Raw genomic sequence first — 24,298 nt, forward strand, 5'->3', positions numbered from 1 at the left:
GAGGCCACTTGTCATGAGAGAAGAAAGCTTATCCCGTGAAGTACGCTACGGCAAGCAAGATATTGCAGAACTTGAGAGCGCATCCATCCAGGTACATTTAATCTACAAAAAAGCTGCGGAGCTATTTAAACGAACTTCATATTCCCCGTCGGTTAAGGATGATGATGTTGCAGGAGAGAAGACTCATTCTACGAATAGCAATGGTCAGGGAACGGCTCCGGCGGTGCTGCAAAAATGGATTCAGACAGCAAGAGGCTGGAAGTGTATCGGATGTGAATTGAGACAACCCGATTCCAACGGGGGTCAGGCTGAAGCCACCCTTCATGAAGAACGTATGTATCTGGATGTGGGCGAAGGTCGTTTTGTTCAAGCGGAGATGCTGATTCAGGCGATTGTATGGTCACAGTATGAGAAGATCCGCCTGTTTGCGCCCTGGCTGGGTGATGACACCTTCTACACTGTGCAGGAGCTGGATGTGATTGCCCGTTATATTGTACCTACCTATTTCTCCGAACGACCGCTGCATGAGCAGGGCAAGGTATCCAAGGTACACCAGTCATCTGGTCAGATTCCGCTCTATCAGGAATATGTGGATGCACCTTCGTTCTGTGTGCAGGTGGACGGTGGTTTACTTGAAGGGCGTTTGCTGACAGGCGTTTATGTGTCGGAGGAACAGTTCTTTGGGCTCAATCCGTATCTGAAGGATGGAGACGGAGGCCGTACCTACATGCAGGCTTGTGTCCAGTAACGATGCTACTCCAAAGACCTTAATGATAATTAGGAGCCAAAGGGCCTGCTTGCAGGCTCTTTGTGCTGTACAAACCAGTTATGGACGCTGCTGGATGAAAAGTAACGGCATTGACACTTTTTTTGCATGAATTTTGTGCCATAATAGAGGTTATGGACAACAGGGTGAATGATTTTACGCAGGGTGGTGTTACCTACATGAAGAAGAGAATCCCCGGTTACATAGGTATATGTCTGCTTATTCTGGTTATATTAGCCGGGTGTAGCGAGACACAGCCTTCCGAACAGCCAATCGTCAAAGAGACCGAATCGCAGAATACAATTACTGTGGCAGTGGATGGCAGTACCTTTTTGCCTGACGCAACGAAGTCCATTAAGAGAGATTTTAGTGAAGGTCTGACGCTCAAGAAAGCACTGTTGAACAGTGGACTTGTCGATTTTACAGCAGATGGCAAGCGGATCCAATCCGTAGGGGAAGTTTCGCTGGACTCCTCACTTAGCTGGGCAGTCAAACTGAATGGCAAGGATATTGACCCGGAAAATTGGGATATGGAGCTTCATGTCAAAGATGAAGTGATCATATATGTAAAAGCCGCTGACAGTGGGGGAGACGATGTTGTTTATCAAACAACATTGCTCAAGGTGAGCGGTGGAAATATTATGCCGAATCTCAATCGTCAATATGCCGGGGTGTATGTTCAGGAATGTACGGTGCGTGATGTATTAAAGTCCAGTGGCATTGTGAGAATGTCGGAGAACAACAAATTTGTCGTTTCAGTCGAAAATGTGACTCCCCGGATGAACCAACGCTGGATGATCATGGTGAATGACAAGGAACTGATGGAAAACGGTTTGGACATGAAGTTGAATCCTCGTGATGCAGTAAAGCTGGAGTTGACTACTGTATCTTAAGCATAACAAAAGCCCAATCTTCGTCTCGGAAGAAGGGCTTTTTTTTATCTGCATATCAGGTGAATATCAGACGGGGAAAGCGTCAGATTCGGCAAATCTCGTTAGGACACAGTTCACAGTGACAGATGCCCTGGAGCATGTGCAGATCCTTGATGACAATCATGCCGTTGTCGTATTCTATGGCGTCTTTTTTACGCAGATCGCTTAACATACGGTTGACACTTTCACGGGTTGCTCCAATCATATTGGACAGATCTGTGTGTGTTATTTTTTTATGAATCATGACATGCTCTCCATGAGGCTCGCCATAGGAATTGGACAATCGAATTAGCGTGGAGCAGAGAGCGCCCGGTTTGCCATATAACATCAGATCACGGAATTTGGTTTGGGTTAACCGGTGATGAATACCCATCCATTTCATAAAGTCTATCGCAAAGTCACAATGCTGGCAGATCAGCATCTCCAGGTCTTTATGCTCCAGTACACCGATCTCACTGTCCTCCAGTACTTCCGCCGAAAAGCTGTGTTTCGATCCGAAGAACGGATCAGCCTGCCCAATCATATCTCCGGATTGATACATGTACATAATCAGTTCTTTGCCTTCATCCGTGGATTTGGTGATCTGAGCACGGCCCCGTTTCATATAATAAAGTTTGTCAGAGACATCTCCTTCCCAATACAGATGGGTGCCTTCCGGATAGGTTCTGTCCTTCATCGTTACGAGCAGATGGTTGAAATTCGCTTCCGAGAAACAGTTGGTATTTCCGCGTTTTTCCAGTACACTCAGTTGTTCTCTCATAAGTCTATCTCCCCTTTGTGTCCATCGGGCGGCCTTCTGCAGCTTGGACTGGCCCCCGTGGTTCGCCGCAAACCGTTGCCGTCCTGATCAGGGTCATCTCTCGGCCGGGAAGGACGGTACAAATTGCGGTGGTTCAATTTTTAAGTTCAGTATATACCTTATCTTGCTGTTTGAGGGGCATGGAAAGGGGGCAAAAATGGCGAAATTTCAAACATTGTGATTAAATTCACTTTCGGAAGGGGAGGATGAATCTGACAGCCCTATAGTTTAAATAGGAAGTGTAAATGGCTAAGTGAAAGACAGTAAAAAACTTAAATTAAATTTGTTATACTTTGTGAAAAAAATCACATAATTAACTCTTTCCCCATGATACGATGTGAATGTAAAGAAGAGAGACAAACCAATACGAAACCTTTAGGAGGATGAGGGAGATGGCTGTAAAGAACGAAGTCGCCCCAGTAAAAGAACCGACAGCAGGTCAGTATATTCAAACGTTAATTGACAAAGCGAATAAAGCACATGCAGCATTCATGTCCATGGATCAGAAACAGATTGACCGCATCGTGCAAGCGATGGCGCTGGCAGGTCTGGACAAACATATGATGCTCGCCAAGATGGCCGTGGAAGAAACAGGCCGGGGTGTGTATGAGGATAAAATCACCAAAAATATATTTGCAACCGAATATGTGTATCATAGCATCAAATATGACAAAACAGTAGGGGTTATTGAAGATAACGAATACGAAAGCTTCCAGAAAATTGCGGAGCCTGTCGGTATCATCATGGGGATTACCCCGGTAACCAATCCAACATCCACCACGATGTTCAAAGCACTGATTTCCATCAAAACGCGTAACCCGATCATCTTCGGTTTCCACCCATCTGCACAGAACTGTAGCCGGGAAGCTGCCAAAATCCTGCTTGATGCTGCGGTGAAGCATGGTGCTCCAGCGGATTGTATCCAGTGGATTGATGATCCTTCCATGGATCGCACAAACGCGCTGATGAATCATAACGATGTGGCGCTCATTCTGGCAACAGGCGGATCAGGCATGGTGCGGGCGGCATACAGCTGTGGTAAACCGGCACTGGGCGTAGGGCCAGGGAACGTACCTTGCTTTATTGAGAAAAGCGCAGATATCAATCAAGCGGTAACGGATTTGATTTTGTCCAAATCGTTCGATAACGGCATGATCTGTGCCTCCGAGCAAGCAGTCATTATCGAAGAACCGATCTTCGATCAGGTGAAAAAGAAAATGATCGCGAACGGCTGTTACTTCGTGAACAAGGATGAGGCCGCAAAATTGACCGCAGGTGCGATTAATGCTGAGAAATGTGCGGTGAACCCGGCGATTGTTGGTCAATCTGCAGTCAGTATTGCGCAAATGTGCGGTATCGAGGTCCCTGCTGGCACCAAAATTCTCGTAGCCGAGATAGAAGGGGTAGGCACGAAGTTCCCATTGTCGGCTGAGAAACTAAGTCCAGTACTGGCTTGCTACAAAGTGAAAACGGCAGCTGAAGGGATTGAGCGCGCAGCGGAAGTGGTTGCTTTTGGCGGCATGGGTCACTCCTCCGTTATTCATTCGACGAACGAAGAAGTCATTGGCAAATTCGCAGATCGCCTGCAAACCGGCCGGATTATCGTCAATTCTCCATCCACACACGGCGCCATCGGTGACATCTACAACACCAACATGCCGTCACTGACATTGGGCTGCGGATCGTATGGACGTAACTCGACTTCTTCCAACGTAACCGCTGTGAACTTAATCAACGTGAAAAGGGTGGCTCGCCGTACCGTGAATATGCAGTGGTTCAAAGTGCCGAATAAAGTCTACTTCGAAAAAGGTGCAACACAGTATCTTGCCAAAATGCCGGACATCACACGCGTAGCCATTATTACGGATGCGATGATGGTCAAACTCGGCTATGTAGAAAAAGTGGAGCACTATCTGCGTCAACGTCAAATGCCGGTAGCGATTGAAGTGTTCTCTGATGTCGAACCCGATCCGTCCACAACAACGGTAGACCGCGGTACGGAAATGATGCGCCGCTTCCAGCCAGACTGCATTATCGCACTCGGCGGGGGATCACCGATGGATGCTGCCAAAGCGATGTGGCTGTTCTATGAATATCCTGACACAGATTTCAACGATTTGAAGCAAAAATTCATGGATATCCGCAAACGGATTTACAAATATCCACGTCTCGGCGTGAAAGCGAAATTCGTAGCGATCCCGACAACCTCGGGCACAGGTTCGGAAGTAACATCGTTCGCGGTCATCACGGACAAAAATCAAGGCAATACGAAATATCCACTGGCAGACTACGAGTTAACACCAGACGTAGCCATCGTAGACCCGGAATTCGTATACTCTCTGCCTAGAACCGCTGTTGCGGATACAGGTATGGACGTATTGACTCACGCCATCGAAGCATATGTATCCGTCATGGCGAATGATTACACGGATGGACTCGCGATCAAAGCGATTCAACTGGTATTCCAGTATCTCGAGCAATCGGCGCTGCAAGGTGACAAATTGGCTCGTGAGAAAATGCATAATGCTTCGACGATTGCCGGTATGGCTTTTGCCAACGCATTCCTGGGCATTAACCACAGCTTGGCACACAAATGGGGTGGTCAGTACCACACCGCACATGGACGTACCAATGCGATCCTGATGCCACACGTCATTCGCTACAATGCGAAAAAACCGACGAAGTTTGCATCGTTCCCGAAATATTCGCACTTTGTGGCAGATGAGCGTTATGCCGAAATTGCCCGCATTCTGGGATTGCCTGCACGTACGACAGAAGAAGGGGTTACCAGCCTCATCAATGCCATTCGCAAACTGAACAAAACATTGGGGATTGAAGAGTCGTTCCAGGAAATCGGATTCGATGCCAAAGACTTTGAGGCACATGTCGATTATCTGGCAGACCGCGCATTCGAGGACCAATGTACAACAGCCAATCCAAAACTGCCGCTGGTGACTGAACTGGCAGATGTATACCGCAATGCTTTCTACGGCAAGTTTGAATAACAACTAAAGCAGCAGCAGGATTTAGGCAGGTATAGTCAGGGTTCCCCGAAAGGGGAGCCCCGATTGCCGTCTTTTCTGTAAAAGGTTACACGGAATTCGTGATGTTACTTTTAGAACCAGGTAGTCACACCATAACGGAGAGGGCAGAAAAAACTGAAGAAGCGAAGCGTTCGCTTTTAAGCACGATTTCAACCTTCTATGCTATATAGTTTGGACCATACATGTACACGATAACGGAGAGGAGAGAAAAAACCTGAAGAAGCGATAGCGCTCGCCTTTATCCCCGGATTTTACCTTTTATAAAGGGAATCAACAAAATCTGGGGGTAACAGCGATCGGAAGGTTGTTCTATCCTCGGAGTGGCTAGTGTACATATCCTTTCGTTCAAATTATATTGTTCAATCCGGGAAATCGGATTTGAACAGCGATCGGAAGTTGTTCTGCCCGCGCAGTGGATAAGTGTGAATAATTTAGGGTTCAACTTGATACAGCACAGGTGAAGTGAGGATGGTCACAAACTTTGTGATAAAAATCACAGATGATGAAAGAACGAAGACGTATACTGAAAATGTAAGAAAAACATTCATCCGCGGTTCCGGTTCCCAAGTAGAGAGAACATGTTCCGGTTTACATGTGAAATTTATCACATTAATCGCGGCTCTGGGCACAGATGAGACGAGTGAAGCATCCTGTCATGTGTCCGGAAATCCAAATTTGTGGAGGGATTACTATGTCGGTGATCGAAAAAGATGTCAAACAACAAACAGGTTGGAGAAACTTTACCAAAGGAACATGGACGAAATCCGTAGATGTGAATGATTTTCTGGCACGCAACTTATCACCTTACTATGGCGACGAAGCATTTCTTGCAGGTGCAACTCAGAATACGAAAGAGTTATGGGATATCGTTTCTGATCTGACCAAAAAAGAGCGCGATAACGGCGGGGTACTCGATGTTGACGTAAATACGCCAGCGACGATTGTTTCTCACCAACCAGGTTATCTGGATAAATCCAAAGAGCAGATTGTTGGTGTTCAAACAGATGCTCCATTCAAACGTTCCATTCAGCCATTCGGTGGAATTCGCATGATGATTGATGCTTGTGAAGCTTATGGTTTTGAAATGCCTCAAGGCGTCATTGATATATTTACGAACATCCGCAAAACACATAACCAGGGCGTATTTGATGCTTACACATCTGAAATGCGTGCAGCACGTAAAGCAGGGATTATTACCGGTCTGCCTGATGCTTACGGCCGTGGCCGGATCATCGGTGACTATCGCCGGGTAGCTCTGTATGGTGTGGACTTCCTGATTCGAAATAAAAAAGGCGAACTGAATGCACTTGAAGTCGACGTGATTGATGAAGATGTCATTCGCCTGCGTGAAGAACTGTCCGAACAGATTCGTGCATTGCAAGAATTGAAACAACTGGGTGAAATGCACGGTTTCGATATTTCCTTGCCAGCCACAACCGCGAAAGAAGCGTTCCAATGGCTCTACTTTGGTTACCTGGCTGCGATCAAAGAGCAAAACGGTGCGGCGATGTCCTTGGGACGTGTTTCTTCGTTCCTTGATATTTACATCGAACGTGATTTGCAAGAAGGTTTGCTAACTGAAGAACAGGCTCAAGAACTGGTTGACCATTTTGTTATGAAACTGCGGATCGTCAAATTCCTGCGTACACCGGATTATAATGAATTGTTCAGTGGAGACCCAACATGGGTAACGGAATCCATCGGTGGCATGTCCGTAAATGGAGAGACCCGTGTTACGAAAAACAGCTTCCGTTTCCTGCACACCCTGAACAACCTTGGTCCTGCACCTGAGCCGAACCTTACGGTACTTTGGTCCACCAAGCTTCCGGAAGCGTTCAAACAATACTGTACCAAAGTATCCATCGAAACGAGTTCCATCCAGTATGAAAATGATGATCTGATGCGTCCGATCTACGGAGACGATTATGGTATTGCTTGCTGCGTATCTGCGATGAAGATCGGGAAACAAATGCAGTTCTTCGGCGCTCGTGCCAACCTCGCAAAAGCATTGCTGTATGCAATCAATGGTGGTCGTGACGAGAAATCGGGAGCACAGGTTGGACCTGAATATCCGGCGATTACAAGCGAAGTGCTGGATTACAATGAAGTGATGAAACGTTTCAAACCGATGATGGAATGGCTCGCCAAACTGTATATGAACTCACTCAACGTTATTCACTACATGCATGACAAATACAGCTATGAGCGTATTGAAATGGCCCTGCATGACCGCGATATCGTACGTACGATGGCTTGTGGTATCGCTGGTCTCTCGGTTGCAGCAGACTCTCTGAGTGCAATCAAATATGCCAAAGTTAAACCGATCCGCAACGAACAAGGCATCGCAATTGATTTTGAAATTGAAGGTGAATTCCCTTGTTACGGTAACAATGAGGACAGTGTCGACAGCATCGCTGTTGAATTGGTTGAAAGCTTCATGGGCATGATTCGCAAACACAAAGCGTATCGTAATGCGATCCCAACACAGTCTGTACTGACGATCACATCGAACGTGGTTTACGGCAAGAAAACAGGTACAACACCGGATGGCCGTAAAGCAGGCGAACCGTTTGCACCAGGAGCGAACCCAATGCATGGTCGTGACAAAAAAGGTGCACTGGCATCCCTTGGCTCAGTAGCCAAACTGCCGTACGAACACAGCCTTGACGGGATCTCTAATACATTCTCCATCGTGCCTAAAGCACTCGGAAAAGAGTCAGACACACGTAAATCCAATCTGGTTGCCATGATGGACGGTTACTTTGGTCAAGGGGCACACCATCTGAACGTGAACGTATTTGATCGTCAGCAGTTGATTGACGCGATGGATCACCCGGAAAACTATCCGCAGCTGACAGTACGGGTATCCGGTTACGCGGTTAACTTCATCAAACTGACACGTGAGCAACAACTCGATGTCATTAACCGGACCTTCCACGGTTCGATGTAACTCAGGCTTAACTTAACGGTTCAAAGGAGAAGAATCTTCATATTAAACGCACAGCGGATGCGATACAGAAAGGAAGAGGCAGCATGGTTAATGGACATATTCATTCACTCGAAACTTTCGGGACGGTTGACGGCCCAGGCATCCGCTTCGTGCTTTTTATGCAAGGATGTCTGCTCAAATGCCAGTATTGTCACAATCCGGATACATGGGCACTGGATGGTGGCAGGGAAATGAGCGTGGAGGAGGTATTGGCTGAAATCGAGCCATACCTGTCCTACTATCGCAGTTCCGGCGGAGGACTTACGGTATCCGGTGGGGAGCCAACATTACAGGCTCATTTTGTAGCAGAAGTTTTCAAAGAAGCGAAACGCCGCTGGGGATTGCATACTACGCTGGACAGCAACGGTTTTAATGAACCTGATCGGATTCATGATTTGTTGGATAACACAGACCTGGTTTTGTTGGATCTGAAGCACATCAATGATGAGAAACATATCAAGCTGACAGGCAAATCCAACGAGAGAACATTGCGCACCGCACAGTGGTTATCGGACAATGGACGAAAAATGTGGATTCGCCACGTGTATGTGCCAGGGATTCACAATGAGGAAGAAGACTTGCTCAATCTGGGGCGGTTTATTGGAACGCTAAATGGAGTCGAGAAGTTCGAAATCCTGCCTTATCATCAGATGGGTATTTACAAATGGCAGGCGATGGGGAAGGCCTATCCGCTGGATGGCGTTCCTTCTCCAAGTGATGAGGAAGTGCAGCGGGCGTATCGTTTGATTGAACAAGGTCGTGCGGAAACAGCGGGTATGACTTGCTCCAAAAAGTAACTACAGTTGTATACAGTTCTTCCAACCAAGCAGTCTTTGCGAACATGTTTCGCAGGGGCTGTTTTTTTGCTGTTATCGATTGTAAATGCATGATTATTTGTCCAGTGAAGGATTTTATCCCTCCATTGATGAATTGTCATCCTTACGATGTAAGCTACAACTTTTTATAATCAGAGTGTAAAGCCAAATGCTCAATATCTTGAGGAGGGTCATACGAATGAAAAAAGGAATGACATTACTGCTTTCATTATTACTTATCACATCATGGACATTGGCAGGTTGTTCGAGCTCAAGTAACGAACCACAACAGGGAGCAGGCAATGCGCCTGAGGAGACAAGCAAGGAACCGGTTGAGATGCTTCTCCGTCACACCCAGGTGGGGGCCGACAAACAAAAAAGGCTGGCCATTCTGCAGGACGTTGTAGCCAAAGTGGAGAGCGAAGTACCCAACCTGACCTTTACACTGGACGGAGTTGAATCCGATGTAAACCGCAAGGAGAAACTTCGTGGAGAGATGGCAGCGGGCAATCCGCCGGATATCTTCGAATTGTTCGGTAGTCCGGATTCTAAAGTATATGCTAAAGAGGGCATGTTGTTGGATCTCACACCGATCTTGCAAGAGCTGGGCATCCAGGACCAATTTTCATCACTTGAACCATTTACCTATGAAGGCAAAGTGTACGGACTGCCTATTGGTGGATCGGGTGAAGGATTCTTCTACAATAAAGAGTATTTTGCACAAAAGGGTTGGAAAGCGCCTTCAACAATGGCTGAACTGGATAATATGCTCGCTGAGATCAAAGCTGACGGCAAGGTTCCACTCGCTTCTGCTTCCAAAGCAGGCTGGGTTCCACTCATGTTAACGAACCATCTGTGGTCCCGTTACGCTGGTCCTGATATTACGGCGAAGTTTGCAACAGGCGAAGCCAAGTGGACTGATCCAGGCGTTGTTGCAGGATTTGCGAAGCATAAGGAATGGGTGGATAAAGGTTACTTCAAAAAGGTGAGCTTGGCTTTGAATATGCTGAATATACAACTCAATTTACGAGTGGTGAAGCGATTCTGATGTACGACGGAACATGGAAATCATCCGTATTTAAGGAAGGACAGAGCGGTGAATCGCTCATCGGCAAGGTTGGTTTTTTCAATATGCCTCCGGTAGAGAATGGTGCAGGAGATCAAACAGCCTTGATGCGTGACGTCAATAACGGATACGGCTTCTCCGCAGCGGTTGCGGATGATCCTCAGAAGCTGGCAGCGGTTAAAGCCTTTATCAAAAACTTCTACAACGAAGATATGCAAGTGCGTGGACTCGTAGAAGATGGTGTGTTACCAGCCATGAAACTGGATGAAAAAGTGCTGACAGACAGCATCACCGACGATTTGATGAAAGAAATTGTAGCTGTTCTGAATGCGTCCCAGACTTCATTCCCGGCATTTGATGCGCTCGTTCAGGCTGATGTAACGACAGAGATCAGCAATCTGCAAATTCAGAAGCTGATTGGTGGACAAACGACGCCAGAGAAGATGGCCGAAGAATTGCAAAAGGTTCAGGAAGAGGCCAATGCTTCAGTAGAATAAACAATACACGATCATTCAAGCAAAGAAACGTAACTGCTAACACCATGCTGGTTTACCCCGGTTGGAACTCTGCCGGGGTAAAACCCTTGGTCCTTTCTAAAGAATTACACTGCTGAGGAATCTGCTCTATACATGAGCATAAGAAGTTGAAGTCACTGAAGGAGGTAGATCATGAACACTTCACTCCGCAGCCCGCTGATCTATACGTTGTTTGTGTTGCCTGCACTGATCTTGTTTATCATGTTTTTCCTGTATCCTATCGGCAGTTCACTCTATTACAGTCTGACCAGTTGGAATGGGGTATCCGCAGAGCCGCGTTTTGTGGGACTGTCCAATTATGCAAAGGCATTGACAGATGAACGTTTTTGGATTTCAACTCGCAATAACGGTTTCTTTATCGCATTTTCCGTTTTGATCCAGGTACCTATCATTGTGCTGTTTTCCCTGCTCATAGCGAACGTAAAGAAATTGAAGGGTTTGTACAAAACAGCCGTCTTTTTGCCGTCCATTATGTCAACGGCCGTCATCGGTATTCTGTGGGGCTTCATCTATGAGCCTAACATCGGCCTGCTGAATCAGTTACTTGAAACGGTAGGAATTTCGCCGGTCTATTGGCTGTCCGATAATCGGTTCGCAATGATATCCATTCTCGTAACCAATGCTTGGCAGTGGACGGGATTCTATATTGTTATGGTTTTGGCAGCCATTCTGGCTATTCCCAAGGATTTGGATGAAGCGGCAGCCATTGATGGTGCAACAGCCGTACAAAGAGCATTCAAAATTACATTGCCACTTATCAGACCTATCATTTCCGTCGTCATCATGCTGTCCATTGCGGGGGCGATGAAGGCAGCTGATATTGTTCTGGTTATGACCAAAGGTGGGCCTGCAGGCTCTACTGAAGTGCTTGCTACGTATATGATCAAATATGCGATTACCAATTTTAAATACGGCTATGGTAATACGATTGCGGTTCTGATCTTTGCTCTGACGCTTGTGCTCACCGCGGTATATCAGTTGCTGGTGGCGAGACGCAACGAAAGGGTGGAATATTGATGGCAAAGAGCATAAAAGGCAGTATACCTCATGTTTTGTTGATGCTGTATCTACTTGCAATTCTGTTTCCCTTTTTATTCGTAATCTTTTCTTCATTTAAGCAGGATAACAATGAGATCGCACTGAATCCGTTCGGTCTGCCTTCCACATGGGTGTTTAATAACTACGTGGAGGCTTGGGTAAATGCCAAGATTGGAACGTATTTCTGGAACAGTATGTACATTTCGGTCTTGTCCTCAGTTGGAACCATTATACTTGGTGCCATGTTTGCTTTTGCTATAACGCGGATGAGACATCGCAAATGGAGCATGTTTCTGTACAGTCTCATTCTGGCGGGTATGCTGATTCCAAACAATGCGCTCATGCTGCCGATTTACTTGCTTGTCCGCAAGCTCGGCATTCTGGATACTCATCTGGCGCTGATCATTCCTTATGTTGCGAATGCAATTCCGTTCACGATTATTATTTTGGCAGCCTTTATGCGGTCGCTCCCTGGAGAAATTGAGGAAGCCGCTGTTATGGATGGGTTGAGGGCTCCGGGTATCTTTGCTAGAATAGTGATACCCCTTACAGTTCCAGCCATTGTTACGGTGTTTATCGTGAATTTCCTCGGCAACTGGAACGAATTTTTACTCGCCAACTATTTCTTATCCACTGATAAACTGCGTACATTGCCCGTCGGCATGGTCCAGTTTCGTGATCAGTATCAAATGAATTATGCCCAGATGTCAGCAGGCATTGTATATAGTGTTGTACCGGTTGTTGTAATCTACGCCATATTGCAGGAGAAAATCATTGAAGGTGTAACGGCAGGTAGTGTTAAAGGTTAATTAACGATGCGTTATATAGGGAGAACGGGAAATGAACTTGCGGATGAAGCTGGCCATGGCATTTCTGTTGCTCATCATTGTACCGATGTGCACGCTTGGAATCGGCATGTTCTTGGTCACATCACATACGATTGAGAAAAAATACAATCAGCAGTCTGAATATGCACTCCAGGCGATTAGCTATAATATCGAGAATGTTTTTCAGCAGATCAACAATGTCACGGACAATGGCATCGCCACATCGGTATTCCAGATGGCTTTGAACGCCAAAGATCCGAGCAAACAGGATCTTGGAATCGGTAATCAATTGTCGCTGAATGCCAGTCAGCGTAATTTCCGTTCCCTTTTATACAACTACCCATTCATCAGTTATGCCTTCTTGTATGATTTGCGTCCGCGTTCGTCCCAGGACAACCAGATTGTCTCTATATTTACGAAGGAAAATTTTCAAGCACTACCTTTTCAACAATTTAAGGTTCATCCAATATTCAAAGAAATCCAGGAGCTCAACGGCGTGCCCAAATGGCTGGCCCCTCTGGAATATCCTGAACTGACGGGCGTAGAGCCTGTCTTTACTCAGATTCGGTTAGTCAAGGAACTTAGTTATTTTCAGAATATTGGGGTCCTTGTCGTTCAGATTAAAAAAGGGGAGATGGACCGCATCTTCCGCCATCTGCAGATAAGTGATTCTGCACAGGATACTTCGTTCCTGCTGATCAATGAAGAGGGTCTGATCGTATACGATCCTTCCGGACGCTACAGCGGAGAGAAGATGGAGAATCTGGGTGTGCGATCTGGAATTTACGGACCGGGATTCAGCAGCACCAGAGCAGTGTTCGATGGCAGTGAAAGCATCATTTCACAATATCATCTGAAAAACTATAACTGGAGTCTGGTCAGTGTTGCTTCATGGGAAGCATTATCCGCAGAGACGAATGTGTTCGCAGGCTGGTCGATTATTATCATTCTGCTGTGTCTGCTTGCTGCGATGGTTTTCAATGTGTTCTTCATGAACCGGATTACCGGCAATATTGCGGTGCTCGTACGATTCATGAGACGTGTAGATGACGGGGATTTTAATGCCCGGGTCGAAGGAAGTGGCTTTGACGAGATGCAGTTGCTCGCCCAAGGATTCAATGAATTGCTGGATCGGATCGGAGGTCTGTTCCGACGTGTGCGTGCAGAGCAGGAACAGAAGGCCAAGGCAGAACTGCGCGTACTTCAAGCCCAGATCAAACCTCATTTTCTATTTAATACGCTGGAATCTATTAACGGACTAGCCATGAGGGGAGAAGGGCGTAAAGTAAGTGAAATGGTGACACGTCTTGGCAATATGCTGCGGATCAGTATCCAGGATCAGGAGGAGATTTCGCTCAGTGAGGAGCTAAGGCACTTGCAGAGTTATCTTGAGATCCAGCATTACAGGTTCAGTGATTTGTTCCGGTATGAGATCGACATTCCGTCTCATCTGTACACATCTTCCATACTCAAGCTTACTCTCCAACCCCTTGTGGAAAATAGTATTCAGCACGGGTTCGAGGGAATTGAATATCAGGGTGTACTTCGGATCAGTGCATTTGTGGAAAGGAATAACTTGGTGCTGCGAGTTGAGGATAATGGTATCGGTATTCCCCAGGAAATGTTGGCTCGATTCGAATACATGGCAGAAGACCCGCCTGAATACATCATGGCTGAGGGAACGAAGCAGCTGTCTTCAATGGCAGAGCGTCGAGGGCTGGGTTTAAGAAGTGTTGCAGATCGGATAAGGATTCAATATGGGGCCGGATACGGAGTGTTTATATGTTCTTCTCCGGGACATGGCACGATCATTCAATGTATTATTCCACAATATGAGCAGGGGGAAGATGAATGAATCTAACCGCGTTGTTGGTTGACGATGAGCTGCCGATTTTGGAGAATTTGAGTTTTATTTTGCCATGGGAAGACATGGGCATTGAAATTGTAGGTACGGCCAGAAGCGGGTCCGAAGCACTGGATAAAGTTGCAGAATGTCACCCTGACATCATGTTATGTGATATTCGCATGCCATCTATGGATGGTCTGGAACTGATTCAAATATTACGTGAGCAAGGTGAAACTTGCGAGATTATTTTGCTGACAGGATATCAGCAGTTCGAGTATGCTCGTACAGCCATTCGTCACAATGTCCATGATTACATATGCAAGCCAATCGATTATCTGGATCTGGAACAGAAATTACGTGAGCTGGCTAGTCAGATTCAGAAGAAACGGTTGGAAGTGGAGGCCGAACGCCACCGCAAATCGGAGATGGAAGTATGGGTAAGGCACAAACATATCATTGACCTGATACGAAAAGAGGAAGATTCATTATATTCTTCCCCTCCTTCTTCCCCCGAACCACAGGCATCTTCGTTACGATATATCCTGCTGCTTATCGATGTGTCGGGTTATTTTAAACATTCGATCGGATGGTCTGGGGCTCGGCATCAAAGCTGGCATGGAATGATCCGTTCCAAACTTAGGGAGATTACAGACCGGATTTGTGCAGGAACTCTGCTGATTTCGGCCCGTAAGGGAGAATGGTGCATGTTGGTGGAGGCGTCAGATGAATGGAGACTGCGAGCAGATGCACTGGCTCAACAGGTTCAGTTGGAACTAGATATGACATTTGAGATAGGTTCAGGCATGAAGACAAGGGTCATTCAGGATGTTATGCCTGTGAAACTGGATGATCAGATGGCTGAGCGATACCGGCACTGTCAGCGATTACTAATCATGAATGATTCTAATCAGCGCAGCGATGCGCTGGAACAAGAATCTGCTGAGCACTCTATGATGTCATCCAAAGAACCTTCCAGCAGGACAACAATGTGGATTACAAAAGAGGATTTGGACTTGATCACCCGCTGGATCAGACAGGGAAATAAACAAGGATTGATAGACCTGCTAGTGAGGCTCAAACATCGAATGAGCGAGCATAAGAGTACGCTGGATGGCGTAGCCGAAAATAGTCTGCGTTTTCTGCTGGTACATATGCTTCGTGAATTGCGCGAAGTACATGTCATGGCTGAACAGGACGAAATACACTTCTGGAGTGCATTGCATTCAGCAACCTCCATCAAGGAATTAATCGAACTGGCAGAGGCACTTGCTTATGTTTGTCATGACAAGAAAAGTGTTCCTCGCCCTTCTGTGTCTGAGTTGATCAGTTCTGCGTGCGAGTATATGAACGCCAGACTGGAATGTGATCTGGGCATTGATGAGGTAGCTGACTGGCTGGGGATCAGTCCGGGTTATTTTTGTCAGCTGTTCAAAAACCAGATGGGTGTAACCTTTGTTGAATATATGACCCATAAGCGGATGGAGAGTGCAGCTTTATTATTGAGTACCACGGAATGGAGTATTACAGCCATTGGAGAAGCGACGGGGTATAAGGAGCGGCGATATTTCTCCAAAGTATTTCATAAACATTTTCACATGAAACCATCCGAATTCAGGTCGAACCAAAGAGCAGGTTCATAATGGGGAGGAAAGCATGCGTATGAATTCGATCGATCAGCTTTCGTTGGAACAGCGGGTAGGACAGCTGTTTATGTGTGGATTCCATGGACAGCATGCGGATGAACAGATCAATCAATTGATCCATGATTATCATGTTGGAGGCGTCATCTATTTCAGACGGAATGTGGAAAGCGTAGACCAGTTAAAACGACTGTCTGCCGACTTGCAAGCGATCGCGGCTGAAGCCGGAGATTTACCCCTGATGATCTCCGTGGATCAGGAGGGCGGGATGGTGGCCCGGATTGACCAAGAGGGAGTGACCCAGGTACCTGGAAACATGGCGCTTGGAGCTACGGGGAATCCCGACTATACCTTGGAATGTGCGCAAATTCTAGGTCATGAGTTAAAAAGCATCGGTATCGATATGAACCTCGCTCCAGTGTTGGATGTGAATAATAACGTTCTTAACCCGGTCATCGGCGTGCGCTCCTATGGCGAGAATGCGGAGAGTGTAGCTGCTCATGGTGCCGCAGCCATCAAAGGGTATCAATCCCGAGGTGTTGCTGCGACAGCCAAACATTTTCCGGGACATGGAGATACAGCGGTGGATTCACATCTGGGTATGGTCACTGTACCTCACGACCGGAACAGACTGGATCAGGTGGAGCTTCTGCCGTTCCATCGCGCTATTGAGGCCGGAGTGGATGCTATCATGACTGCTCACGTCATCTTCCCGGCAATTGAACCGGAGCCGATTCCAGCTACATTGTCCCGTAAAGTATTGACGGGGCTGTTACGCGAAGAAATGGGCTTTGACGGCATTATTATTACAGACTGTCTGGAAATGCATGCGATAGCCAAGCCATATGGTGTGGCCGAGGCAGCCGTTCTTGCCGTTGAGGCAGGTGCTGATCTAATTCTGGTCAGTCACACACTGCAAGATCAAATCTCTGCTGTGGAAGCTGTTGTGGAAGCCGTTCGTACTGGACGAGTGGATGAAGCCACCATTAACCAGGCATTGGAACGTATTATTTCATGGAAGGCAGCACGTTGTGGTCAGTGGGAGCATACGTTTGTCTCCATGGAAGAGGATGATGCTGTGTCGAATGGATCTGATGAGGACGGGATCACGTTCTCAACAAAAGTGAAAGATGAATCATCAAGGTCGCTGGCCTCCATCGAATCCAGGCTGGATGAGATTGCTTCCAATAGCATTACTGTAGTTCAGAATGATGGATTGCTTCCCTTAGACCCTGAAAAGAATGTGTATGTCATCTGGCCGGAGGTTGTGCAACGCACAGAAGTGGATGAACCATGGTCTCACACAGATTCGCTTGGTGTGGCGTTATCGCAGCTGAGAAGCGGAGTTCGGGAGCACAAAATAACGACACAGCCCACTTATGATGAAGCGGACAAGATCCTAAAGGATGTGTCGGAGGAAGATCAAATCATCGTATGTACGTACACTTCCGCAGGCCATCTTCCGAAAGGGCAACATTATTTGGTTCAAAAACTTAGTGAGAAGCATTCCCTGATTGTCGTTGCTCTGCGTAATCCATATGATCTATTGGAGATTCCAAAGCCGGGAAGTTACGTATGTACCTACGAGAACACTCCTGCAGTGGTTCGCGCATTGTCCCACGTCTTAACAGGTGAATTGCAGCCAACCGGACGCTTGCCCGTTAGTTTGCGTTAGCACGTTCGAAATCTCTTAATCTCTAAATCTCTCTGTGGCATGGTGCTTATTCAACCATGTTCTGGAGGGTTTTTTTATTGGAATTTGTGGCTGGTTTTTAAACTGGCTTCACTCCAAAACGAAAGTTTAATAGATAACTATTTTCATAGTATTTTCGCTCGATTAAAAGTTTACAATCGTTATCAAATATTTTTAGCAACTTTTCCCGGTAGTAAGCGTCTAATAGTATGACTTTTTGAGGGGGATATTTATAAAATGGGAGCAGAAGGAGCCAAAGAAAAAGAATGAATTTGAAGAAGAAATTATCCGTACTTACCGCTTTAGCTGTATTCCAAGCGTTTGCAGCGATTCCAGCGAATGCACTGGCAGCCGATCAAAGCGATACAACAACAGTGAATACAGCCAATGTTAAATCCGTGGAGGTTGTGAAGAAAGAACAAACGATCGCGGAATCGGATGTAAAGTCCGGGTCAGATTCAAAACAGTCTGATAACAATGAAGTCGAAGGAACAAACCCGGTGACCAATGAACCAACAGGTACAGACGTTACTCCGGTTGACCCTGTTATAGATCCTGCTGATGAAGAGGATGCGGGAGAGGAAACAACTGTTCCAACAGCTCCAGTTGAGGTTGAGCAACCATCTACAAGCGGTCAATCTGTAGCCGGAAGTAAAGGCGGAGATCTGACACTTTATATGAACAGCAACAAAATGGTGCAAGACGGCAAAACCTATCTTGCCGGACAGCCGATGGCTGTTAAAAATGGCGTATCTTATGTAGCGATCCGCGCACTGGTTGATCGGGTTGGTTATGAAGTGAAATATGATAATACAACCAAAGAAACCATTATTATTAGTGGCGAAGATGAGCTTCGCTTCAAAACGAATAGTAGCGTTTACACAGTTAACGGTGAATCCAGAACGATGAAGGGCCCTGCCTATCAACAAAAAAATACGTTCATGGTGCCACTGACGTCGATTACTCAGGCACTCAACATTACTTATAAAGTGAATCAGTCTGCGAAGACTGTAGTACTGAACCTGAATACCAAACCGGTAGCCAGCTTCACGGTACCAAAAGAGATTTTTGTAGGAGACACGGTGACATACAACACTAAATCCAGCTCTCCCAAGGGATTGGACATCGTCGACGAGCGCTGGACTGGTCGTCAGGATTCGTTTGACCAACCAGGTACATATACGGTAACGTATGCTGTCCAGGATTCGAGCGGGCAATGGAGTGATCCGTATTCTGTTACGATTCAGGTACAGAAACCCAATCTTCCTCCTGTAGCGATGTTTATGACGGACAAGGAAGAATACAAAATGGGTGAAAAGATCACGTACATTGATCAAAGCACCGATGACGAAAATGCTATTGTGAAAACTGAATGGGAAAACAATGCTCTGGCATTCTTTGTTCCGGGACCGAAAACAGTAACGATTACGGTTACGGACAAACATGGTGCTAGTAACAGTTATACCAAGAATGTCAATATCACCAATGAAACACTGTATACTATCTCTGATTTTAATCAGTTGTTCACGCCGGTAGGTGACAAGTTCAGCTTCAACGGCAGTGAAGTTCCTGCCATGGAGAAAGTTCCGTACACTTATTACGATGAACAAAGTGTGCTGATTCGCAGTAACAGCCCGGAAACCGTTAATTCGGAAGGGATTGTGTACAAAGAGACTTCAATCGGTCAGACCCGTTTCATGATTCACCATGTAAATAACACCGGCAAAAACGTGAAAATGTACGTTGTTGCTACGAATAATAATATGTATGCAGCAACATTAGAGCAGCAAAATATGGGCTTCGCAGGTCCTTCGCCATTCGCAACAGTAGCCGGAAGATTATCAATTGAACGTTGGTTCCAGTCTATGCAAGATGGCACTGGAAAATTGAATGTTGTACTGCAGCCAGGAGAAAGCAAATTGATTCTTACTGAACTCAATGCTCTTCCCATGAAGCAAGGGCAAGTTATTTCGCTGTATTCTGATGTTTTCAGCGACTACAGGCTGGATTACAACATTATCATGATCGAAGAAAATAAAGATCCGATGGCCGTATGGTCCACACTGCCTGTTCTGGATCGTGATGGTGTACACAACCGTGGAACGTATCCGAATGCAACACGTGTCATTACGTATGACCAAGAAGTAGGTTCGAAGCCTGCTCGTCTGCCGCTTGGGGATAATGCAAGTGACCCGAATCTGGTCGGCACAGACCCTATGGCCTATACGGAAGCTTCTAACGCGGGTAACTTCGGCGTACTTTACAAAATTACACTGAACAATGTGGCTCCGCGCACACTGATCTCATTCAACCCTCGTGGTGGTAGATACTCGGGTGTGGCACTCGTTAATGGTCAGGTTGTGCAGATTTCGAATAGCAGTAAATCCTTAAGTGCACCAAATGAACAAAGTGTACTCTATCGCACAGGTTCGTACGGCGAAGCTGTAACGATTGTGTTCTCGGCGGCACCAGGAAGCAACCTTCCTGTCAACTTGCTGTTCACACCGCTTCCGACAGAGAAGTAATTACTTCTCCTGTCACCAGGAACGGACGGTTTGGAGTGAAAGTTAATATGCTATATATCCTGTCACCCCAAAAGTCGCCCGAAGGATTAAACTTCTGAACCGTCAGAAGAAAGAGCTGTCCCAAGTCATGCAAGTGACGGGGGCAGCTCTTTTTTAGTTCAGCTTGTAATTAGCGGTATCTAAGCGCTTTCGTTGACTATGAACTTCATTTAAGGCATTATTAGAAGTATATAAATCAAGCATAAGTATCAGCATTTTGCATATTTTGATTCCACACGCTAACGGGTACAATACCTAGACAATTAGAACCACTCCGATCTAGGGATTGCTGGATTGCAGTCGCTCTTTGGATGTATGCAGAATGCTCGTATGACAGGAGGTGTTTTAGGTCATGCTGTCGACAGAACAGATTATTACTACCATGTCCTCGCAGGGGCTCCGCATTACGGATCAGCGGAAAACACTGGCCCGGTTATTTGCCGAATCCCCTGGGTATTTAACACCCAAGGACGTCTATGAATATATGGGGAAAACCTACAGCGGACTGAGTTTTGACACGGTGTACCGGAATTTGCGTGTCATGCAGGAATTGGGTGTGCTGGAACAGGTCATCTTTGAAGATGGGGTGAAGTTCAGAGCACATTGCAGCGAGGATCACCATCATCACCATATGATTTGTCTGAAATGCCAGAAGACATATCCCATCGTTTTTTGCCCGATGCAGCTTGCAGATGCGCCAGAGCAATTCCAGGTTGTCGATCATAAATTTGAAGTTTTCGGGTACTGTAAGGACTGTGTAGAATATATGCCAGCCAAAGTGTCATCCGGACATCAGCACACTCACGGGAAGCACTGACGATGAAGTTATCCCGCAGACTGGTTCAGGCTCCCATTCGGGTGTATCGCAGCTATATCTCTCCATTGAAGCCGCCGACATGTCGTTTCTATCCTACCTGCTCGGCTTACGCGATGGAGGCGATTGAGGTGCACGGTGCGTTCAAAGGATCGCTGCTTGCGGCAAAGCGTATTGCGAAATGCCATCCGTTTCATCCAGGCGGAGTGGATCTGGTGCCGCCGAAGGCTGAAAAGTCTGTGATGGTATCGGATTAACGATTCAATGGTCGTTTTGCCGGTTTGAGTTGATTTAAGATTGCTGTCCACTTGACAAAGGAGGCAGTATTTCAGTATATTTTTCGTATAATGATTTCCAGTGAAGGGATAAGTACAGACACACCCCCAGTGCAGAGAGCCGGATGAGCTGAGAACCGGTCTGGGAGGAGGATGGAATATGGTCCCGGAGGAACCTCTTTCGAGCGTGCAGACGTTGATTAGAACGGCTGTCGTAAGGCTGAGGCGTGATCCAGCGTTAATGGGCGGTCGAAGGACCGGCAGAGCCTGTGGTTTGCGAAAAGCACGGGGAATTTGGGTGGTAACACGTGAGAGCAACTCTCGTCCCATATAGGGACGGGAGTTTTTTGTGTTCTTTTTTAGGCAAAAGCAATGAAAAAGCAGGACCATATGAAGGAGGAGAAGTCATCTATGGCTGATCAAAAAACATTTTATCTGACAACACCGATTTATTATCCGAGTGACAAACTGCATATCGGGCACGCCTACACGACTGTGGCAGGAGATGCGATGGTTCGTTACAAGCGTCTACGCGGTTATGATGCTCACTATCTGACAGGAACCGATGAACATGGGCAGAAGATTGAGCGCAAGGCACAAGAGAAAGGACAGTCACCACAAGCCTTTATAGACGACATCGTAGTTGGCATCAAGGAACTGTGGAACAAACTGGACATTTCCAATGACGACTTCATTCGTACGACGGAAGAGCGCCACAAAACAGTGGTTCAGGATATCTTTGACCGTTTGCTGAAACAAGGGGATATCTACAAGGGTGAGTACGAAGGCTGGTACAGTATCCCGGATGAGACCTATTACACGGAAACCCAACTGGTGGATGTGGAGAAGAATGACAAAGGCGAGATTATCTCGGCTAAAAGTCCGGATAGCGGACATCCGGTGGAGCTGGTCAAAGAAGAATCCTACTTCTTCCGGATGAGCAAGTATGCTGATCGTTTGCTGAAATATTATGAAGAGAATCCGGGTTTTATTCAGCCGGAGTCCCGCAAAAATGAAATGATCAACAACTTCATCAAGCCAGGTCTGGAAGACTTGGCCGTATCCCGGACCACTTTCGAATGGGGCGTCAAAGTTAAAGGCGATCCGAAACACGTTGTATACGTATGGATTGATGCCTTATCCAACTATATTACAGCTCTGGGTTATGGATCATCCGACGAAACACTTTACAACAAATTCTGGCCAGCAGACGTGCATCTGGTAGGTAAAGAAATTGTTCGTTTCCATACGATTTACTGGCCGATTATGCTGATGGCACTGGATCTGCCTTTACCGAAGAAAGTATTCGCTCATGGTTGGCTGTTGATGAAAGACGGCAAAATGTCCAAATCAAAAGGCAATGTTGTTGACCCGGTAACTCTGATTGACCGTTATGGTTTGGATGCACTGCGTTATTACCTGCTGCGTGAAGTTCCATTTGGTTCAGATGGTACGTTTACTCCAGAAAGCTTTGTAGAACGTGTGAACTCCGACCTGGCCAATGACCTTGGAAACCTGTTGAACCGTACGGTAGCCATGGTGGACAAATATTTCGAAGGTAAAGCGCCTGAGTTTACTTCCGGTGTGACTGAATTTGATGCTTCTCTTGAAGAAGCGGGTCTTGCTGCTGTGGAGAAAGTAGAGCAAGCCATGGAAAATCTGCAATTTTCCGTAGCGTTGACAGCGATCAGCCAGTTTGTGAGCCGCAGCAACAAATACATTGACGAGACTCAGCCTTGGGCTCTGGCTCGTGATGAAGCAAAACGCAATGAACTGGCATCGGTAATGTCACATTTAATTGAAAGCTTGCGGATCGCTTCCATCCTCTTGCAACCGTTCCTGACACGTGCTCCGCGCAAAATCTGGGAACAACTCGGCATCCAGGAAGGTGAACTGACGGCTTGGGATTCAGCGAAGCAATGGGGCGTTATTCCGGCTGGCAACGCTTTGCAGAAGGGTGATCCGATCTTCCCACGTCTGGACTCTGAACAGGAGATTGCTTATATTGCTGAAGCAATGACTGGGGGCAAAAAAGTTGAAGCGCAGCCTGAGGCAGCTCAAGCTGATGCTGGAGGCTCTTCTGAACCCGCTCAACCCGTCACAGCACCAGAAGGCAAAGAAGAGATCGGTATTGATGATTTCGCCAAAGTGGAACTGCGTGTCGCTCAAGTCATTGCCTGTGAACCGGTCAAGAAAGCTGATAAATTGCTGAAGTTGCAGCTGGATCTGGGCTATGAGCAACGTCAGGTTGTATCGGGAATCGCGAAGTTTTATTCACCTGAAGATATGGTTGGACGCAAAGTCATCTGTGTGACGAACCTCAAGCCTGTGAAATTGCGCGGTGAACTGTCCCAGGGCATGATTCTGGCCGCATCCCATGGTGACCAGCTTACACTGGCAACGGTACCGGACAATATGCCTAATGGCGCACAAGTGAAATAGGGTTTTGACTGTGTAATCAAGAAATTGATTTATATTGTTGTAATAGAAGGTGGCTCGATGAGAATCGGGTCACTTTTTATTTTGGGATGACATCGCATCTAAGACGAAGAAAACAAGCATATACTGTTATGAACTCCGTGCTCAAGGAAAGAATGAATAGGACAGAGCGGCTTGACAAGTTCGAGCAGGTTACCTATAATTCTTTCAGTAAT

The 24,298-nt window shown here is 46.5% G+C and carries 15 protein-coding genes and 1 pseudogene; 15 read left to right on the forward strand and 1 reads right to left on the reverse strand.

Going from position 1 to position 24,298, the window contains the following annotated elements:
• Positions 1-13: 13 nt before the first annotated feature.
• Entirely contained in the window at positions 14-748 is a 735-nt protein-coding gene (locus HW560_RS16690; protein WP_090900885.1) for a hypothetical protein, read from the forward strand.
• Between the two features lie 197 nt (positions 749-945).
• A complete protein-coding gene (locus HW560_RS16695; protein WP_090900882.1) occupies positions 946-1,659 on the forward strand; it encodes a hypothetical protein in 714 nt (237 codons plus the stop codon).
• Between the two features lie 82 nt (positions 1,660-1,741).
• On the opposite strand, the gene HW560_RS16700 is transcribed toward HW560_RS16695, so the two are convergent.
• The gene (locus tag HW560_RS16700; RefSeq protein WP_076291848.1) at positions 1,742-2,458 is read right to left on the reverse strand and encodes a Crp/Fnr family transcriptional regulator; all 717 of its coding nucleotides are present in this window, start codon (positions 2,456-2,458) and stop codon (positions 1,742-1,744) included.
• 431 nt (positions 2,459-2,889) lie between these two features.
• On the opposite strand from HW560_RS16700, the gene adhE reads away from it, so the two are divergent.
• The 13 genes and pseudogenes from adhE (at position 2,890) to metG (ending at position 24,086) form a co-directional block, all read left to right on the forward strand.
• Positions 2,890-5,502: a bifunctional acetaldehyde-CoA/alcohol dehydrogenase gene (gene adhE, locus HW560_RS16705; RefSeq protein WP_090900879.1), complete on the forward strand. Its 2,613-nt coding sequence runs from the start codon at positions 2,890-2,892 to the stop codon at positions 5,500-5,502.
• Positions 5,503-6,232: 730 nt separating this feature from the next.
• Positions 6,233-8,491 carry a formate C-acetyltransferase gene (gene pflB, locus HW560_RS16710; protein WP_090900876.1) on the forward strand — a complete coding sequence of 753 codons (2,259 nt, stop codon included), beginning with the start codon at positions 6,233-6,235 and terminating at the stop codon, positions 8,489-8,491.
• Between the two features lie 83 nt (positions 8,492-8,574).
• The gene (pflA, locus tag HW560_RS16715) at positions 8,575-9,327 is read left to right on the forward strand and encodes a pyruvate formate-lyase-activating protein (protein ID WP_179263986.1); all 753 of its coding nucleotides are present in this window, start codon (positions 8,575-8,577) and stop codon (positions 9,325-9,327) included.
• Between the two features lie 217 nt (positions 9,328-9,544).
• Positions 9,545-10,908: pseudogene (locus tag HW560_RS16720) on the forward strand (extracellular solute-binding protein).
• A gap of 171 nt (positions 10,909-11,079) precedes the next feature.
• Positions 11,080-11,964: a carbohydrate ABC transporter permease gene (locus HW560_RS16725; RefSeq protein ID WP_090900868.1), complete on the forward strand. Its 885-nt coding sequence runs from the start codon at positions 11,080-11,082 to the stop codon at positions 11,962-11,964.
• Positions 11,964-12,794: a carbohydrate ABC transporter permease gene (locus HW560_RS16730; protein ID WP_090900865.1), complete on the forward strand. Its 831-nt coding sequence runs from the start codon at positions 11,964-11,966 to the stop codon at positions 12,792-12,794. Before HW560_RS16725 ends, HW560_RS16730 begins: the two co-directional genes overlap by 1 nt.
• Positions 12,795-12,825: 31 nt before the next feature.
• Complete coding sequence (locus tag HW560_RS16735; protein ID WP_179263988.1) at positions 12,826-14,667, forward strand: cache domain-containing sensor histidine kinase; 1,842 nt, start codon at positions 12,826-12,828, stop codon at positions 14,665-14,667.
• Positions 14,664-16,298, forward strand: a complete 1,635-nt coding sequence (locus HW560_RS16740) for a response regulator (protein ID WP_090900859.1) — start codon at positions 14,664-14,666, stop codon at positions 16,296-16,298. Before HW560_RS16735 ends, HW560_RS16740 begins: the two co-directional genes overlap by 4 nt.
• Positions 16,299-16,311: 13 nt before the next feature.
• Positions 16,312-17,973, forward strand: a complete 1,662-nt coding sequence (gene nagZ / locus HW560_RS16745; protein ID WP_090900856.1) for a beta-N-acetylhexosaminidase — start codon at positions 16,312-16,314, stop codon at positions 17,971-17,973.
• A gap of 284 nt (positions 17,974-18,257) precedes the next feature.
• Complete coding sequence (locus HW560_RS16750; RefSeq protein ID WP_090900853.1) at positions 18,258-20,516, forward strand: stalk domain-containing protein; 2,259 nt, start codon at positions 18,258-18,260, stop codon at positions 20,514-20,516.
• A 391-nt stretch (positions 20,517-20,907) separates the two neighbouring features.
• Entirely contained in the window at positions 20,908-21,372 is a 465-nt protein-coding gene (locus HW560_RS16755; RefSeq protein ID WP_090900850.1) for a Fur family transcriptional regulator, read from the forward strand.
• Positions 21,373-21,374: 2 nt separating this feature from the next.
• A complete protein-coding gene (gene yidD / locus HW560_RS16760) occupies positions 21,375-21,626 on the forward strand; it encodes a membrane protein insertion efficiency factor YidD (RefSeq protein WP_024631022.1) in 252 nt (83 codons plus the stop codon).
• A gap of 429 nt (positions 21,627-22,055) precedes the next feature.
• The gene (gene metG / locus HW560_RS16765) at positions 22,056-24,086 is read left to right on the forward strand and encodes a methionine--tRNA ligase (RefSeq protein WP_371129141.1); all 2,031 of its coding nucleotides are present in this window, start codon (positions 22,056-22,058) and stop codon (positions 24,084-24,086) included.
• Positions 24,087-24,298: the final 212 nt, after the last annotated feature.

Origin of the sequence: Paenibacillus sp. E222, assembly GCF_013401555.1 — a bacterium.
GTDB lineage: Bacteria > Bacillota > Bacilli > Paenibacillales > Paenibacillaceae > Paenibacillus.